The organism is Sinorhizobium sp. FG01, from assembly GCF_002531875.1.
GTDB classification, from domain to species: domain Bacteria; phylum Pseudomonadota; class Alphaproteobacteria; order Rhizobiales; family Rhizobiaceae; genus Sinorhizobium; species Sinorhizobium fredii_C.
In genome coordinates, this window is the sequence record NZ_NWTB01000007.1 from 250147 (window position 1) to 265633 (window position 15487).

Consider the following 15487-nt stretch of genomic DNA (forward strand, 5'->3'; position numbering starts at 1 on the left):
TATGAAATGAGGAACGCCGCGATCTTCAGGGGCAATCGGAAATGCATGTCGGAAATGCGCGTTATCTCAGTCCGAAGGATCTGCCGGAGATCATTCCGGTGTTCCCCCTGACGGGCGCGCTGCTGCTTCCGGGTGCCCAGCTTCCTCTCAACATCTTTGAACCCCGCTACCTCGCAATGTTCGATGACGCGCTCTCCGGTGACCGGCTGATCGGCATCGTCCAGCCCTCCTTTGCCGAAGGCCGCAGCGACATCGATTCCTCGCCGGTGCCGGCACTCTGCCAGGTCGGTTGCATCGGCCGCATCACCTCCTTCGCCGAAACCGGCGACGGCCGCTACATCACCTCGCTCACCGGCGTCTGCCGCTACAGGCTGTTTGCCGAAATTTCCGGCGTGCGCGGCTATCGCCGCTTCCGCATCGGCCCCTTCGCGGCCGATCTCGAAGGGCCGGACGACGAGGCCCTCGTCGACCGCGAGGCGCTGCTCGCCGCCTTCCGCGCCTATCTCGACGCCAACAAGCTGGAGGCCGACTGGGAAAGCGTCGAGCGGGCGAGCAACCGTACGCTCGTCAATTCGATGGCGATGATGTCGCCCTACGGGCCGGCGGAGAAGCAGGCGCTGCTCGAAGCGCCCGATCTCAAGACGCGGGCCGAAACGCTGATCGCGATTACCGAGATCGTACTCGCCCGCAATTTCGGCGATCTCGACAACATTCTGCAGTGAAGACGAAGCCATGGACGCAAACGCCAGCAGGGTCGATCCGAAACTTCTCGAATTGCTCGTCTGTCCGCTGACAAAGGGGCGGCTTAGCTACGATGCCGAGGCCCACGAGCTGGTCTCGGAAAAGGCCCGCCTCGCCTATCCGATCCGCGACGGCGTGCCGATCATGCTTGTCTCGGAAGCGCGCAAGATCGAAGATTAGGCGACGGTTGCTTGCCGATGGAAGGTCGTTTGTGCCCTAACCGCCGACGTGCTCGACGCTCGCCTCGATCCGCTCCATGTCGTCGTCGGAAAGACCGAAATGGTGGCCGATCTCGTGAATCAGCACATGGGTAATGATATCGCCGAGTGTTTCCTCGTTTTCCGCCCAGTAGTCGAGGATCGGGCGGCGGTAGAGGGTGATGCGGTTGGGAAACTGGCCGGTCTCCATGGTGAAGCGTTCGCCGATGCCGCGGCCTTCGAAGAGGCCGAGCAGGTCGAAAGGCGTCTCGAGCGCCATGTCTTCGAAGACGTCGTCGCTGGGGAAATCGGCAACTTCGATGATGAGGTCCGTCGTCAGCTTGCGGAATTCGTCCGGTAGGTGGCTATAGGCTTCAAAAGCAAGCTGTTCGAATGTGGTAAGCGTCGGTGCGTGGCGTTCCCGCCAATCATCGGTCTGGTCAATGCGGGCCATAGGCACTCCTTGTTGCCCTCATATAGCGATTTCCCGTTTGTTTTTCGAGTGTTGAATTCTGTTCAGGCGAGGCTGAGGAATAAATTCTTATTCTTTGCTGTTGACTCTTCCTGCCAGCTCTGGAATCCATAAGAACATAACATGAACATTTGATGGGAGTTGACCGTCATGGCCGAGAACGCCGTGCAACGGCAAACCATACTTTCCCTTCGTGACACCATAGCACGGATTGAAAATTGCAGCTTGCCTGGAATCGTGCGGACCGCCAAGACGGCCGATGCCGCCGGCTTTCGGCGCGGCAGTGAAGGGACCTTGCATCGCAAGGTGCTGCCGCTCGGGATCGGGTCGCTCGACGGTCTCCTCAAGGGCGGGCTGCCGCTCGAAGGGATGATGGAAATCCGCAATGCCGAAACCCGCGATGCGGGCGCGGCCGCCGGCTTCGTGGCGGCGCTTGCGGTGCTCTACCAGCAGGAGAGGAGGGAGAAAGGCCATCTCGCTCCGGTGCTCTGGATCAGCCAGGCGCTCGCTTGCCGCGAGGCGGGGCAACTCTATGCGCCCGGCCTCAAGTCCTATGGGCTCGATCCGGAGCGCTTCCTCTTCGTCGCGGCGCGCACCGTCAAGGATGCGCTCTGGGTCGCCGAGACGGCGCTTTTGGTGCCGGTCTTCGCCGCGGTCGTTCTGGAAATCCGCGGCAATCCCGCCTGTCTCACCTTGAGCGAGAGCCGGCGCCTCAATGTCCGGGCCCGGGCGGGTCATGTGCCTCTGCTTCTCTTCCGCCAGGCGGGCAAGGAGGAGGCGAGCAGCGCCTTTTTCCGCTTCCAGATCAAGCCGGCGCCGGCCGGCGAACGTCCTCTCCCCGATGGCTCGGTGCTTTGCGGCAGCATCGACCATCCCGCCTTTCACCTCCTTGTCGAAAAAAGCAGGGCTTATGCCGCTGCCGACATCTTTCTGGAATGGAACGCCCATGACCGCCGCTTCTACCCCCTCGACGAACGCCGGAGCGCCGCTCTTCAGGCCAACGGACAGCCAGAGAATCCTGTCGATCCACTTTCCTCACCTGCCGGCCGACCGCCTCGCGCGCAGCCGCTGGGGCGCCTCCTGGCTTTCGCGCGGGCGTCCTGATCATCCGCCGGTCGTTTTCGCCGCCAAGATCGACAATGCCATGCGCCTCGTCGCGCTCGACACGCTTGCCGAGAAGATCGGCCTGAAGCGCGGGCAGGGGGCGGCGGAGGCCCGCGCCATGTGCCCGGCGCTCGACGTGATCGCCGCCGATCCGGCGGCCGACCAGGCCTTTCTGGAAGGGCTTGCCGACTGGTGCGGCCGCTACACGCCGCTGGTCGCGCTCGACGGAAAGGACGGCCTGTTTCTCGACATCACCGGCTGCGCCCACCTGCATGGCGGCGAGAAGGGGCTTGTCAGCGATCTCCTGTCCCGGCTTTTCTCGCTCGGCGTCGAGGCGCGGGCGACCGTCTCCTCCGCAGCCGGCCTTTCCTGGGCCGCCGCCCGCTACGGCGATGTGGCCGTCATCGAAGCGGGAGAGGCCGGTCGGGTTCTTGCACCCTTGCCGGTTGCGGCGCTCCGCCTGCCGGAGGAAACCGCCGCAGCCCTCGAGCGCGTCGGGCTGAAACAGATCGGCGACCTTCTCGAAGCGCCGCGCGCGCCGCTTGCCCGCCGCTTCGGTTCCCTCCTTCTCCTCAGGCTCGATCAGGCGAGAGGCGCGGCGGACGAACCTTTGTCGCCGCGCCTGCCGGTGCCGAGCTTTGCCGCCGAGCGCCGGCTCGCCGAACCGCTGATGGACGAGGAATACATTCTCGAACTGACCCGTCACCTTGCCAAGGACGTCCGCACCTCGCTGGAGCGGCATGGCGAAGGCGGGCGGCTGTTCGAGCTTCTTCTGTTTCGCGTCGACGGACGGGTATTCCGTGTGCGGGCGCATGCGGCCATGCCGTTGAATGATGCCGGCCGCATCGCGGCGCTCTTTCGCGAACGGCTGCAGGCGGTCCATGACGATCTCGATGCCGGCTACGGCTTCGAAATCCTCAGGCTGGCCGTTTTGCGCAGCGAAAGGCTCGATCCGGCGCAGCAGGATTTTTCCGGCGTGCCCGAGGAAAGCCAGCCGCTTGCCGCCTTCATCGACAAGGTTGCCGCCCGGTTCGGCCCCGATTGCCTGATGCAGGCGAGCCTTGCCGAAAGCCACCTGCCGGAGCGGGCGGGCGGGTTTGCCGCGGTCAGGAATGTGGCGGCGGTGATGGCGCCGCCTGGCTCTGACGACAGGGTCTTTCCGGAAAACCGCCCGCTTCGGGTTTTCGCCTACCCCGAACTGGTGGAGGCGACGGCCGAGGTGCCGGACGGCGCCCCGCGCAGCTTCAACTGGCGAAAGACCCAGTATCGCGTCGCCCGCGCCGAGGGTCCCGAGCGGATCGCCGCCGAATGGTGGATCGACGGGGAGGACCATCCGACGCGCGACTATTTCCGGGTCGAGGATCAGGAGGGCCGCCGTTTCTGGCTGTTCCGCGAAGGCCTTTACGGAAGGGAAGTCGCGGCAGCCCGCTGGTTCATGCACGGAGTTTTCGCATGAGCGAGGCGCCGATCTTCTACGAGCTTGGAGCGCGCACGAATTTCTCCTTTTTAGAAGGGGCGGCGCCGGCCGAGGAGATGATCGTCTTTGCCAAGAAGATCGGGCTTTCAGGCCTCGGCGTCGCCGACCGCAACAGCGTGGCCGGTGTCGTCAGGGCCCATGCCAAGGCAAAAGTGGAGAATTATCCTTTCCAGCCCGGGGCCCGCCTGGTCTTTGCCGATGGCACGCCGGACATTCTCGCCTATCCCCGGAACAGGCAGGGCTGGGGGCATCTCTGCCGACTGCTCAGCGCCGGCAACCTGCGTTCGAAGAAAGGCGACTGCACGCTTCATCTCGCCGATCTTCTCGAATGGCAGGAGGAACTGCTGCTGATCGTCATGTCGGGCGAAGGCCGGCCGCAGCCGGAAATCCTGGGCACGCTTCTTGAGACATTGCGGGAGCATGCCGGCAACCGGCTCTATCTCGGCCTTGCGCCCCGTTATGACGGCTTCGACCGGCATGACTTCGCCGTTCTCGCCGCCCTCGCCAGGAGCCTCGATGTCCGGCTTCTGGCCACCAATGACGCACTCTATCACGATCCGCACTACCGGCCGCTTGCGGATGTGGTCACCGCCATTCGCGAGCATGTGTCGATCGCCAGCGCCGGCTTCCTCCTCCAGAAGAATGCCGAAAGGCACCTGAAGGGCCCGCAGGAGATGGTCCGGCTTTTCCGCGACTATCCCGAAGCGATCGTCAATGCGGGCAAATTCTTCAAGCAGCTTTCCTTCAGCCTCGACGAGCTCAGCCATCAATATCCGGACGAAAACGCCGCGGGCGAGACGCCGGCCGAAAGCCTGCGGAGGCTCGTCGCCGAAGGTGCGCGCGAGCGGTATCCTTCCGGCGTGCCGGAAAAGGTAAAGCGGCAGATCGAATACGAGCTCGAACTCATCCACGACAAGAAATACGAGCCCTATTTCCTGACCGTCCACAAGCTGGTGAAATTTGCCCGCAGCGTGAACATTCTCTGCCAGGGGCGGGGGTCTGCCGCCAACTCCTCCGTCTGTTTCTGCCTCGGCATCACCGACGTCGATCCGCAGAAGTTCACGCTGCTGTTCGACCGCTTCCTGTCGCGCGACCGCGACGAGCCGCCCGATATAGATGTCGACTTCGAACACGAGCGGCGCGAAGAGGTCATCCAATATATCTACAGAACCTACGGCAAGGAGCATGCCGGGCTCACTGCCGCGGTGATCAGCTACCGCTCGCGTTCGGCCGGCCGCGAGGTCGCCAAGGCCTTCGGCCTGTCGGAGGACATACAATCGGCTCTCGTCAGTTCCGTCTGGGGCTGGGGCACTTCGCCCTTCACCGAGGAACAGGCGAGGGGGGCGGGGCTCGACATGGCGGATCCGCTGACGAGGCGCGTGCTTGCCTATGCCAGCCTGCTCATGAACTTCCCGAGGCACCTCTCCCAGCATGTCGGCGGCTTCGTCATCACCCGCGACAGGCTCGACGAGGTTGTGCCGATCATGAACACGGCCATGCCCGACCGCTACATGATCGAATGGGACAAGGACGATCTCGACCAGTTGAAGATCCTCAAGGTCGACGTGCTGGCGCTCGGCATGCTGACCTGCCTCGCCAGGGCCTTCAAGTTCCTGGAAGCCCATTACGGCAAGCCGAAAACGCTCGCCGAACTCTACCAAGACCAGAAAGAGGCCGTTTACGACATGATCTGCCGCGCCGATACGGTCGGGGTGTTCCAGATCGAAAGCCGTGCGCAGATGAGCATGCTGCCGCGGCTCAGACCGCGCGAAATGTACGATCTGGTGATCGAGGTGGCGATCGTCCGCCCGGGTCCCATCCAGGGCAACATGGTGCATCCCTATCTGAAGCGGCGCGAGGCGCAGCGCCGGGGAGAAGCGGTCGACTATCCGAGCGAGGAATTGAAGGCGGTCCTGGAAAGAACGCTGGGCGTGCCGCTGTTCCAGGAGCAGGCAATGCAGATCGCCATCACCGCCGCCGGCTTCTCGCCGAGCGAGGCCGATCGCCTGCGCCGCGCCATGGCGACCTTCAAGCGGACCGGCACGATCCATACTTTCGAGCGGAAGATGATCGATGGCATGGTCAAGAACGGCTATGAAAGGGAGTTCGCCGAGCGCTGCTTCAACCAGATCAAGGGTTTCGGCGAATATGGTTTTCCCGAGAGCCATGCCGCCTCCTTCGCCTCGCTCGTCTATGCCTCCTCCTGGTTCAAGGCCTATTATCCGGATGTCTTCTGCGCCGCGCTTCTGAACTCGCAGCCGATGGGCTTCTATGCGCCCGCGCAGCTCGTGCGCGATGCCCGCGAACACGGGGTGAAAATCCTGCCGGTCGACGTCAACCACTCGGACTGGGATGCCCTGCTCGAAGGCGAGAGGATGTTCAGCAAGGATGCGGTCGACCCGCGCCATGCGGATATGCGGGATGTGATCAAGTCGCAGAAGGCCGTCCGGCTCGGTTTCCGGCTGGTCAAGGGATTGCGGCAAGCGGATATGGGGGCGCTCGTCGCGCGCCGCGGCGAGGGATACCGGTCCGTTCACGATCTCTGGGTCCGCTCCGGGCTGACGCGGGCCGTGCTGGAGCGTCTTGCGGATGCGGATGCCTTCCGCTCCATCGGCCTCGACCGGCGAAGAGCCCTCTGGGCGGTGAAGGCGCTCAACGAGCAGTCGGCGGTCGAGCGCCTGCCGCTTTTCGATGGGGCCGGTTCGACGGACCTACAGGTCGAGCCGGCGGTTGCCCTGCCGGACATGCCCGCCGGCGAACATGTCATCCATGACTATCGCTACCTGACGCTGTCGCTGAAGGCCCACCCGGTCTCCTTCATGCGGGAGGATTTCTCGCGCATGAGCATTCTTTCAAGCCGGGATCTGGCGCGGACCCCGGCCGGAAGACGGGTGACGGTGGCAGGCCTTGTGCTCGTTCGCCAGCGGCCGGGTTCGGCCAATGGCGTCATCTTCATGACGATCGAGGACGAAACCGGTGTCGCCAACATCATCGTCTGGGAGAAGACCTTCCAGAAATATCGGCGGCAGGTCATGGGATCGCGGCTCGTGAAGATACGCGGTCGCTTACAGAGCGAAAGCGGCGTCATCCATGTGGTCGCCGAACATATGGAGGACATGACGCCGATGCTCGGGCTCTTGCGCAACGAGGCCAGGCGCTTCGGAGCCAATGATCGGGCCGACGAGGCGCTCAGGCCGACCGCGGATGCCCGCGACAAGAAAGCACTCCGGCAATTGCGCCTGATGCCTTCTCAACAAGAGGGACGAAAAACGTCGGAGTCGGGGAGCGAGGTGGCCGAGGTCATGCCGAAGGGACGCAACTTCCATTGATCCTCGGTCGGCTTGCCAACTGCAGATCGTTGCATCGCCCGATTGTCTCCGGCTTTGGCTGCGGGTAAGCCTGTGTAAAAATGTCGCAGCCTTTCCGACCCAATCTGCAAGCCATGAGAGAAAAATCGGTGCCTTAGAATCCGCTAATCCGATGAAAACACGAAATTTTTCCTCAAGATTAGAACGCCTCTAATATACCCTTCAACTTTATGGAGAGGAGTTTTTTGTTGACGGCAAATATCCTCTTTTGCTTTATCGCAAATTCAGGATGTTGCGTTTGACGGGCAAGACGAAATGCTGGTTTGCAGCTGCAATTTCATCACCGAAAAAGAGATCGAGGACACGATCATCGGCCTCCTCGATGAGGACTGTTGGCAGCTGATCGTGCCGGCGAAAGTCTATCACGCGATGGAAAAGCGCGGTCGTTGCTGCGGCTGTTTCCCCAATGTCGTCGACATCATCATCCGCACCACCGAGCAATATCACGCCCGTCGCGACTCGACGGACGCCGAGATATTTGATTTCATGACCCGCCTAAAACAATTCCACGAAGAAAACCGGAGGGCGGATCTTGAAAGGCGACGCAAAGGTCATCGAGCAGCTTAACGAAGCGCTCTTTCTCGAACTCGGTGCCGTAAACCAGTACTGGGTGCATTACCGCTTTCTCGAAGACTGGGGCTACACGCTGCTTGCAAAGAAGGAGCGTGAGGAATCTATCGAGGAAATGCACCACGCCGACAAACTCATCGCACGCATCATCTTCCTCGAAGGCCATCCGAACCTGCAGACGGTGGCGCCGCTGCGCATCGGCCAGAATGTCAAGGAAGTGCTGAAGGCCGACCTGGCCGGCGAATACGACGCCCGCACGGCCTACAAGAATTCCCGCGACGTCTGTCACGCGGCCGGCGACTATGTCTCGATGAAACTCTTCGAGGAACTGCTCGCCGACGAGGAGGGCCACATCGACTTCCTCGAGTCGCAGATCCAGCTGCTCGAAACGATCGGCGAGGAAAAATACGGGCAGCTCAACGCCGCCCCGGCAAACGAAGCCGAATAGTATCGAATTTGTTTGGATAAAAGCGCCGCGCGTGCTACCCGCGGCGCTTTTGTATTGAGCTTATTGCAAGATAGCCCGCACCGTACGGATGTTGCGCAAAGGTCCATGCGCAAGACCCAATCGCGTCATGATGTGCGATGCGAGAATTGAAGCAGCGCACCACGCCCGGATCGACAGCGGCGACGTTTCGGCCCAACGCATTTGACTGTTCCGACAGGAACAGGAGAGACCTCATAACTCGCGCATAGATGGCAGCGGAACGGAAGCTCCGTTCTCGAGGTCATGCGAATGCATGATCCGGTATGGGGGTCGAAGCAGGTCACGGAAATTTGCCGGTTCTCGTTCATTTCACGCTGTTTTTCCGGCTCGCTCATGGTCAGTTTGCAGAGCGGATGCGCCTCAATGCGACAAGGCATTGAAATGCGGGGGCTGCGTTGGCGACAGCCGGCCGGACATGGGCAGTGCGGCCTTTGAGCAATCGAGCGGCACGCCCGCGGCATTTCTCCGAACAATCCGATTTGCGTCAATCTCATCGGCGGCGTGGGAAGCAACACCTTCGTCGGCGGCAGCCTCAATGACGAGTTGAGCGGCGGCGGCAACAACGACACCCTCAACGGCGGCGCCGGCGACGACACGATATCGGGTGATGCCGGCAACGACAGATTGAGAGGCGGCGCTGGCAATGACATCATCCGCGGCGCGGGCCTCGCCGGTACCGAGGGCAAGGACGTGATCTATGCCGAGGACGGCAATGACACGGTCTATATCGGCATCGGCGACAAGGCGGACGGCGGCGCCGGAACCGACGTGCTGAACCTTGATCTCACTGGGCAGACGCGGGAAATCAGTTTTGCCTTCTCTGGCGCAGCGGTGATCGTCGATACGGCGACATGGTTCAACGGCTTCGAAGGGCTTGATTATGCGGGCAGCAACGGCCGTGACAGGGTGAGCGGCGGCGCTCTCGACGACACGCTCAAGGGCAACAACGGCGACGACACCCTGCACGGCGGAAACGGCAACGATACGCTCCGCGACGGCGCCGGCGACGATCAACTCTTCGGGGATGCTGGCGACGACCTTCTCATCCGCGATGATCCATCAGGCAGGGATGTGTTAGACGGCGGTAGCGGTGTCGATACGCTTTCCTTCAGCGAAGGATCGACTTCGGTCGTTCTCGATCTCCAGGATCAGGCGGCGAGCAAGGGCCTGGCACTCGGTCTCACGGTGACGAACGTCGAAAACATCAGAGGCAGCGGCGCCGACGATGAGATTCGCGGCAATGCAAACGGCAATGTTCTTTATGGCGGGAAGGCGGACGACATCCTCGATGGCCGCACGGGCAACGACATGCTGGTCGGCGGCAAGGGCGATGATTGGCTGACCGGCGGTGCCGGCAACGACCGGTTCGTCTTCGATAAGGACGGATTCGACGGCGAGGGAGACGTCATCACCGATTTCACCCGTGGCCAGGACAAGCTCGTCATCGAGCGCGACGCCTTCGGCATCGCGGGGGGCGATGCGGCGGTGACACTCGTGACAGGCACCGACCCCGCAGCGACGAGCGGAAAGGGCATGTTCCTGTTCGAGACGGACAATGGCCGTCTCTGGTTCGATGCCGACGGCTCGGGTACTGCCGAAGACCCGCAACTGGTCGCCATCCTGCAGAACGTCAGAACACTTACGACGAGCGACTTCGTCCTCGCCTGACGAAGGTCCGAACGATCCGCGATCAGTAGCCCGTCCCGTTTTTGCGGGGCGGGCTCCGACGGCGGGCCTACCTACCCACCAGATGCGCGAAGGCGGCGACGACCTCTTCATAGGCCTTGCGCTTGAAAGGCACGATTAGGCCCGGCAGTTCGCGCATCGGCTTCCATTCCCAGGCGTCGAATTCGGGGTCGTGGCCGCCCGGCGGCGGGTTGATGGCGATCTCGCTTTCGTCGCCTTCGAAGCGGAAGGCATACCAGCGCTGCGTCTGGCCGCGAAACTTGCCCTTGAGGCCGATGCCAATCAGGTGCTCCGGCAGGTCGTAATTGATCCAGTCGGGCGCCTCGGCAAGCAGCGAAACGCTGCGCATGCCGGTCTCCTCGTAAAGCTCGCGATAGGCGGCTTCAAGCGGGTCCTCGCCCTCGTCGATGCCGCCCTGCGGCATCTGCCAGAGCTGCGGCGAGCCATCATATTCCGAATTGCCGACCGCGAGCCGATGTCCGGCCCAGACAAGCCCCTCATGATTAAGGACCATGACGCCGACACAAGGCCGATAAGGCAGGTCCTCTGCCTTCAAAGCCTTGCCCTTGTCTTTACCCATGTCGTCATTCCCTTGCATGTGCTGTCAGGTATTCAGCCTGCTTAGATCAGTTTTGTTGCGGATCGTTGACGAGAGCCGAAACGCCGACGAATTCGATGCCGCGCCCGCCGGCCTCCTCCATCCAGTCGGCGATCGTCGCCACGCTCTCTTCGAAGGCGGAGGCGACGCCGATCGCCGTGCCGTTGCGCCGCGCGACGCGTTCGAGTTCGTCGAGCTTGCGCAGGATCGCGCTGCGGCTGAGTTCGCTGTCGAGAACCAGATCGGCAAAGCCATGCGGCACGCCCAAGGCGCCAGAGAGCGTTCCGGAAAGCGATTGCGCCGAGGTGCCGTCGTCGAGAAACAACAGGCCGCGCTTACCGAGGTCGCGCATCACCGGCTCGAGCGCATCCGCATCGGAGAGAAAGCGGCCGCCGAGATAGTTCATGACGCCGGTATAATTGGTGATCTGGCCCATGCTGCGGTGCAGCTCGGTGAGGTTCTTCGTGGCGCCGCGAGAGACGAGAAGCGCATGCGGCCCGGGGTCGTTGTCCGGATAGTCGAAGGGCTCCATCGGGATCTGCAGGAGGATCTCGTGGCCGTCGCGGCGCGCATCCTGCATCCAGCGCTGCAGGCTGTTGCCGGCCGCGGCGAAGGCGAGCGTCACGTCCGGCGGCAGATCGCGGATCGCCCGCTGGGTCCCCGTCTGGCTGAGGCCGAGGCCGCCGACGACGAGCCCGATGCGGGTGCCGCGGGCGCCGGACCAGGGCCGGGCATATTGATCCATGGGCCGCAAACCGTCCGGACCGACGGTCGGCAACCGGCCCTCGGGCGTTGCTTCGATGAGGTCCTCGTTCGGAAGCGCCGCCATGCGGGGGTCCTGGCCGCGCATCGCCCCGGCGCTGATCAGCGCCGGGCCCTCGCCATCGCGCGGCCTCGGCGTGAATTTCGTGACCGTTGCGCCGTCGTCGGTGAGGATCTCCTCGACATGGGCGCCGGAACGGGCGCCGCTCGGGCGAAGCGAGCCGGCTGCTCCTTTCGGCTTGGCGGGGGATGCGACTTGCTCGGCGGGCGCCTGGCTCGCTTCTGCGCTCGCTACCGGATCCGGAGTGCGGAGCAGGGGATCGGGCGCCAAGGCGGCCCAGCCGGAAAGCCCGGCGACGACAAGGGTGAAGATGCCAAGAAATGCATAGCCGGACAGCCGGCGCGGGTCGCGCTTGCGCCGAGGCCGCTTCTTCGGGCCCTGGCCAAGGGGGGCATTGAGATCAGTTCCCAAACGGAGCCTCGACCTTTGGAACGTTGCCGGTGAGGGATGCGCCCCGCTCGCGAGAATCATCGGCAGTCGGCTACATCGCCGATGCATAATATAAAGGCGCCGGGTTGAACAGCCCGGCGCCTTTGTCTCATCCGCTTCGCGTCCGCTTACTTCTTGAGCTCGGCCTGTTCGGGATTGGCCGGGAAGGACGGATCCGTCTTCTTGCCGCGCAGGAGGTCGAGCGCGTAGTTCAGCTGAATGTCGTCCTTGGCCTCCGGCGGCACATAGGCGACCGAACCGGAGCCCTCGTCGTCCTCGTTCTGGCCCTTGATGTGGCCGCGCAGATCGGACTCGCCCTGGGCCTCGACCTTGCCGAGGAGTTCCGGCGGCAGCGGCTGTTCGACCTTGATGTCCGGGGTGATGCCGGTGCCCTGGATCGACTTGCCGGACGGCGTGTAATAAAGCGCGGTCGTCAGGCGCAGTGCGCCGGCGTCGCCGAGCGGAATGATCGTCTGAACCGAGCCCTTGCCGAAGGAACGCGTGCCGAGCACGGTCGCGCGCTTCATATCCTGCAGCGCACCGGCGACGATCTCCGATGCCGAAGCTGAGCCGCCGTTGACGAGGACGATGACGGGCTTGCCGTCCGTCAGGTCGCCCGGCGTCGCGTTGAAGCGGCGCGTCTCGTCCGGGTTGCGGCCGCGGGTCGAGACGACCTCGCCGCGTTCCATGAAAGCGTCCGAAACATTGATCGCCTGGTCGAGCAGACCGCCCGGGTTGAGTCGCAGGTCGAGCACATAGCCCTTGAGCTTGTCGGTCGGGACGTCCGCCTTGACTTTCTCGATGCCCTTCTTCAGGTCGTCGAAGGTCTTCTCCGTGAAGGAGATCACTCGGAGATAGCCGACATCGCCTTCAACGCGGTATTTGACGGCACGCACGGCGATCACGTCGCGAACGATCGTCACTTCGATCGGCTTCTCCGCACCCTTGCGCAGGATGGTGAGCTTGATCGGCGTGCCGACGGCACCGCGCATCTTGTCGACCGCTTCCTCGAGCTTCAGGCCGCGGACGTCCTGCCCGTCGATCTTCGAAATCAGGTCGCCGGCAAGCACCCCGGCGCGGGCGGCAGGGGTATCGTCGATCGGGCTCGTCACCTTGACGAGATCCTCTTCCATCGTCACCTCGATGCCGAGGCCGCCGAACTCGCCGCGCGTCTGGGTGCGCATATCCTCGGCATCCGCCGAGTTCATGTAGCTCGAATGCGGGTCGAGCGAGGAGAGCATGCCGTTGATGGCATTCTCGATGAGCTTGTCGTCCTGCGGCGGCGTCACGTACTGAGCGCGCACGCGCTCGAACACATCGCCGAAAATCGCCAGCTCGCGATAGGTGGACGAATTGGCCGCCACAGCCGGGATCGTTGCCGAATAGACGACGCCCATCGCCGTCGCCCCCATCAGCGCCCCGACCAGAACAAGTGAAGCTCTACGTATCATTTCGCGCCTTTCCAACTTCTGCTGCGGTCCACCACGGTCGGGAATCAACCGGCTTTCCGTCTTTTCGGAATTCAATGTAAATCGTTGGCCTGTCGGTTTCCAGCGTCAAGGCCGCCGCACTCGCCACTCTTTTTGCACCCATCGTCGCCACCGGCTCGCCTGCCACGACGAATTGCCCCGGGCGGACGCTCACGCTCTCCATTCCGGCAAGCACGATATGGTAGCCGTCGCCGGGATTTAGGATGATCATCTGTCCGTAGCTGCGGAAGCTGCCGGCATAGACAACCCATCCGTCCGCCGGCGTGGTCACCAGCGCGCCTGCATTGGTTTCCAGCATGATCCCCTGCAGCGAGTGCCCGGTGCCGTCCGCGTCGCCGAATTGCCGCAGGATCGAGCCTGCGACCGGATAGCTGAGCCTCTGTTGCAATTCCGAAAACACATATGCGGGCGCAATACGGTTTTTGTCGGGCACCGCGCTCTTGGCCAATTCCCGCGCCGCCTGGCGCTCGGCCTCGTTCATCCGCAGCCGTTCCTCCTCCTGCGCGCGCGCCGTCGCGGCTGCCTCGCGCACCGAGGAGATCTCGTTTTCGAGCGAGGAGATCAGCCCCTCGAGATTGGTCGCCTGCAGGGCCAGTTCCTCCGCCTTGAGCTGCTCGGAGGCGAGTTCCGTCGCGTTCTGCTGCCGCAGCTTTTCCTTCTCGGCGACGAGCATAGACATGCGCCGCTCTTCCTCGAGATTGGCGGTCATCGTCGCCGACAGATCGTCCCGCTGCCTCGCTATGCCGGCGCGGATGTCGGAAAGCGCCTTGAGATCGGCGACGAGGCTGTCGGTCTGCTCGCGTATTTCTGGAACGACGGCGCCGAGCAGGATGGCGCTGCGAACGGAGCCAAGCGCATCTTCCGGCGTCACCAAGATCGCCGGCGGTGGGTTGCGGCCCATCCGTTGCAGGGCGGCAAGCACCTCGGCGAGTACGCCGCGCCGGCCCCTGAGCGAGCGCTTGACCACGTCCTCCTTGGCGCGCAGCTCGTTGAGCTTCTTCTCGCCCTCGGCGATCTGCCGTTCGAGGTCCTGGCGCTTCGCCGCCGAATCGACGATCGCCGAGCGCAGCGCCGCATTGCTCTTGTCGATCTCGGCAATCGTTTGCTCGAGAGCCGCGGCGCGATCACGCGAAACGCCGATCGTCTTCGACAGCGCCTCGAGTTCGCTGCGTGTGCTGTCGCGCCTCAGGGTCAGGTCGGCGGCGGGATCCGGCGGCCCCTGCGTCGCAGCGGTCGGGCCCGGAGCGGCCGCGCCGGGATCCTGCGCCAGTGCCGGCGCGCCGCTCAACAGGAGAACGGCGGCGATCGCCGCGTGCCGACCGACCTGCCCGACGGCAAATTTCATCCGGGCGACGTCTCTGTTCCTGGCGCGCGTCATCCTGTCTCGTGGGCTAAGCAAATAAATCAGGAAACCCTAATCCGATTTGCCGCAGCCCACCAATACATATTCTTGTTATTGCCGACGAATGAGATTCACGCACGATGATACGGATGACCGGCCAAAATCGTCACGGCCCGATAGAGCTGTTCGGCAATCAGGATGCGCACGAGCTGGTGCGGCCAGGTCATCTTGCCGAGGCAGAGGACGGAATCGGCCCGGGCATGAAGCGTCGGGTCGAGCCCGTCGGCACCGCCGATGGCGATCATTAGATCGCGCTTGCCGCCGTCCCGCAACGTGCCGAGCAGCGTCGCGAAACTCTCCGAATCGAGCGCCTTGCCGCGTTCGTCGAGCAAGAGCAGCAGGCTGCCCTCGGCAAGCGCCTTTTCGAGCTGGGCCGCTTCCTCGCGCTTGCGTGTTTCCGCGTTGGCGGCGCGGCTCTCGTTGACTTCGACGACGCGCGCCAGTTCCAGGCCGATGGCCGGTCCCGCCTTGGCGAAGCGATCGAGGTAACGGGCTGCGAGATCCTTTTCCGGCCCCGCCTTGAGGCGGCCGACTGCGAAAAGTCCGATTCGCATTGACCCGTTTCCATCCCCACCGGCATCCGATCGAAGGGGATTTCGATCGGCAAAAACCCTTCTGCTGCCATCCTCCCGGTCGGGTGATG

14 protein-coding genes are annotated in these 15487 nt (G+C 63.3%); 8 read left to right on the forward strand and 6 right to left on the reverse strand.

Annotated features, from left to right (window positions below; genetic code table 11):
- Nucleotides 1-41 precede the first annotated feature (41 nt).
- Together CO656_RS13535 and CO656_RS13540 are read left to right on the forward strand one after the other, a co-directional pair.
- The gene (locus tag CO656_RS13535) at nucleotides 42-722 is read left to right on the forward strand and encodes an LON peptidase substrate-binding domain-containing protein (RefSeq protein ID WP_037389940.1); all 681 of its coding nucleotides are present in this window, start codon (nucleotides 42-44) and stop codon (nucleotides 720-722) included.
- Nucleotides 723-732: 10 nt separating this feature from the next.
- A complete protein-coding gene (locus CO656_RS13540) occupies nucleotides 733-921 on the forward strand; it encodes a Trm112 family protein (RefSeq protein WP_018235934.1) in 189 nt (62 codons plus the stop codon).
- 36 nt (nucleotides 922-957) lie between these two features.
- Here CO656_RS13540 and CO656_RS13545 read toward each other — a convergent pair whose 3' ends face one another.
- Entirely contained in the window at nucleotides 958-1392 is a 435-nt protein-coding gene (locus tag CO656_RS13545) for a metallopeptidase family protein (RefSeq protein ID WP_037389938.1), read from the reverse strand.
- A gap of 168 nt (nucleotides 1393-1560) precedes the next feature.
- Here CO656_RS13545 and CO656_RS30815 point away from each other — a divergent pair, with 168 nt between their 5' ends.
- From CO656_RS30815 to CO656_RS13570, 6 genes are all read left to right on the forward strand, one after another.
- On the forward strand, nucleotides 1561-2514 hold the full coding sequence (locus CO656_RS30815) for a hypothetical protein (protein WP_234819764.1): 954 nt from the start codon (nucleotides 1561-1563) through the stop codon (nucleotides 2512-2514).
- Nucleotides 2450-3970: a DUF6504 family protein gene (locus CO656_RS13550; RefSeq protein WP_272938898.1), complete on the forward strand. Its 1521-nt coding sequence runs from the start codon at nucleotides 2450-2452 to the stop codon at nucleotides 3968-3970. The genes CO656_RS30815 and CO656_RS13550 overlap by 65 nt, the downstream gene beginning before the upstream one ends.
- Nucleotides 3967-7320 (forward strand): error-prone DNA polymerase, encoded by a 3354-nt coding sequence (locus tag CO656_RS13555; protein WP_097526137.1) that lies wholly within the window; start codon nucleotides 3967-3969, stop codon nucleotides 7318-7320. The genes CO656_RS13550 and CO656_RS13555 overlap by 4 nt, the downstream gene beginning before the upstream one ends.
- A gap of 294 nt (nucleotides 7321-7614) precedes the next feature.
- Nucleotides 7615-7926 carry a (2Fe-2S)-binding protein gene (locus CO656_RS13560; RefSeq protein ID WP_037417961.1) on the forward strand — a complete coding sequence of 104 codons (312 nt, stop codon included), beginning with the start codon at nucleotides 7615-7617 and terminating at the stop codon, nucleotides 7924-7926.
- Complete coding sequence (gene bfr, locus CO656_RS13565) at nucleotides 7892-8377, forward strand: bacterioferritin (RefSeq protein ID WP_018235917.1); 486 nt, start codon at nucleotides 7892-7894, stop codon at nucleotides 8375-8377. The genes CO656_RS13560 and bfr overlap by 35 nt, the downstream gene beginning before the upstream one ends.
- 540 nt (nucleotides 8378-8917) lie before the next feature.
- A complete protein-coding gene (locus CO656_RS13570) occupies nucleotides 8918-10084 on the forward strand; it encodes a calcium-binding protein (protein WP_234819765.1) in 1167 nt (388 codons plus the stop codon).
- 67 nt (nucleotides 10085-10151) lie between these two features.
- Here the strand turns inward: CO656_RS13570 and CO656_RS13575 are convergent, their stop codons facing one another.
- The 5 genes from CO656_RS13575 to rlmH all read right to left on the reverse strand — a co-directional run bounded on the left by CO656_RS13575 (nucleotide 10152) and on the right by rlmH (nucleotide 15398).
- Nucleotides 10152-10682, reverse strand: a complete 531-nt coding sequence (locus tag CO656_RS13575; RefSeq protein ID WP_037417951.1) for an RNA pyrophosphohydrolase — start codon at nucleotides 10680-10682, stop codon at nucleotides 10152-10154.
- 46 nt (nucleotides 10683-10728) lie between these two features.
- Nucleotides 10729-11934, reverse strand: a complete 1206-nt coding sequence (locus CO656_RS13580; protein WP_037417948.1) for a divergent polysaccharide deacetylase family protein — start codon at nucleotides 11932-11934, stop codon at nucleotides 10729-10731.
- A 146-nt stretch (nucleotides 11935-12080) separates the two neighbouring features.
- The gene (locus tag CO656_RS13585) at nucleotides 12081-13403 is read right to left on the reverse strand and encodes a S41 family peptidase (RefSeq protein WP_037417945.1); all 1323 of its coding nucleotides are present in this window, start codon (nucleotides 13401-13403) and stop codon (nucleotides 12081-12083) included.
- Nucleotides 13393-14820 carry a murein hydrolase activator EnvC gene (locus tag CO656_RS13590; RefSeq protein ID WP_234819766.1) on the reverse strand — a complete coding sequence of 476 codons (1428 nt, stop codon included), beginning with the start codon at nucleotides 14818-14820 and terminating at the stop codon, nucleotides 13393-13395. Before CO656_RS13590 ends, CO656_RS13585 begins: the two co-directional genes overlap by 11 nt.
- Nucleotides 14821-14915: 95 nt before the next feature.
- Nucleotides 14916-15398 (reverse strand): 23S rRNA (pseudouridine(1915)-N(3))-methyltransferase RlmH, encoded by a 483-nt coding sequence (gene rlmH / locus CO656_RS13595; protein WP_037417938.1) that lies wholly within the window; start codon nucleotides 15396-15398, stop codon nucleotides 14916-14918.
- Between the last annotated feature and the right edge of the window lie 89 nt (nucleotides 15399-15487).

Excerpts from the sequence above, each read along its gene's own strand:
- CO656_RS30815 (WP_234819764.1), top strand. The coding sequence starts at position 1,561 with ATGGCCGAGAACGCCGTGCAACGGCAAACCATACTTTCCCTTCGTGAC.
- CO656_RS13590 (WP_234819766.1), bottom strand. The coding sequence starts at position 14,820 with ATGACGCGCGCCAGGAACAGAGACGTCGCCCGGATGAAATTTGCCGTC.
- rlmH (WP_037417938.1), bottom strand. The coding sequence starts at position 15,398 with ATGCGAATCGGACTTTTCGCAGTCGGCCGCCTCAAGGCGGGGCCGGAA.
- CO656_RS13560 (WP_037417961.1), top strand. The coding sequence starts at position 7,615 with ATGCTGGTTTGCAGCTGCAATTTCATCACCGAAAAAGAGATCGAGGAC.
- CO656_RS13545 (WP_037389938.1), bottom strand. The coding sequence starts at position 1,392 with ATGGCCCGCATTGACCAGACCGATGATTGGCGGGAACGCCACGCACCG.
- CO656_RS13535 (WP_037389940.1), top strand. The coding sequence starts at position 42 with ATGCATGTCGGAAATGCGCGTTATCTCAGTCCGAAGGATCTGCCGGAG.
- CO656_RS13540 (WP_018235934.1), top strand. The coding sequence starts at position 733 with ATGGACGCAAACGCCAGCAGGGTCGATCCGAAACTTCTCGAATTGCTC.
- CO656_RS13585 (WP_037417945.1), bottom strand. The coding sequence starts at position 13,403 with ATGATACGTAGAGCTTCACTTGTTCTGGTCGGGGCGCTGATGGGGGCG.
- CO656_RS13575 (WP_037417951.1), bottom strand. The coding sequence starts at position 10,682 with ATGGGTAAAGACAAGGGCAAGGCTTTGAAGGCAGAGGACCTGCCTTAT.
- CO656_RS13555 (WP_097526137.1), top strand. The coding sequence starts at position 3,967 with ATGAGCGAGGCGCCGATCTTCTACGAGCTTGGAGCGCGCACGAATTTC.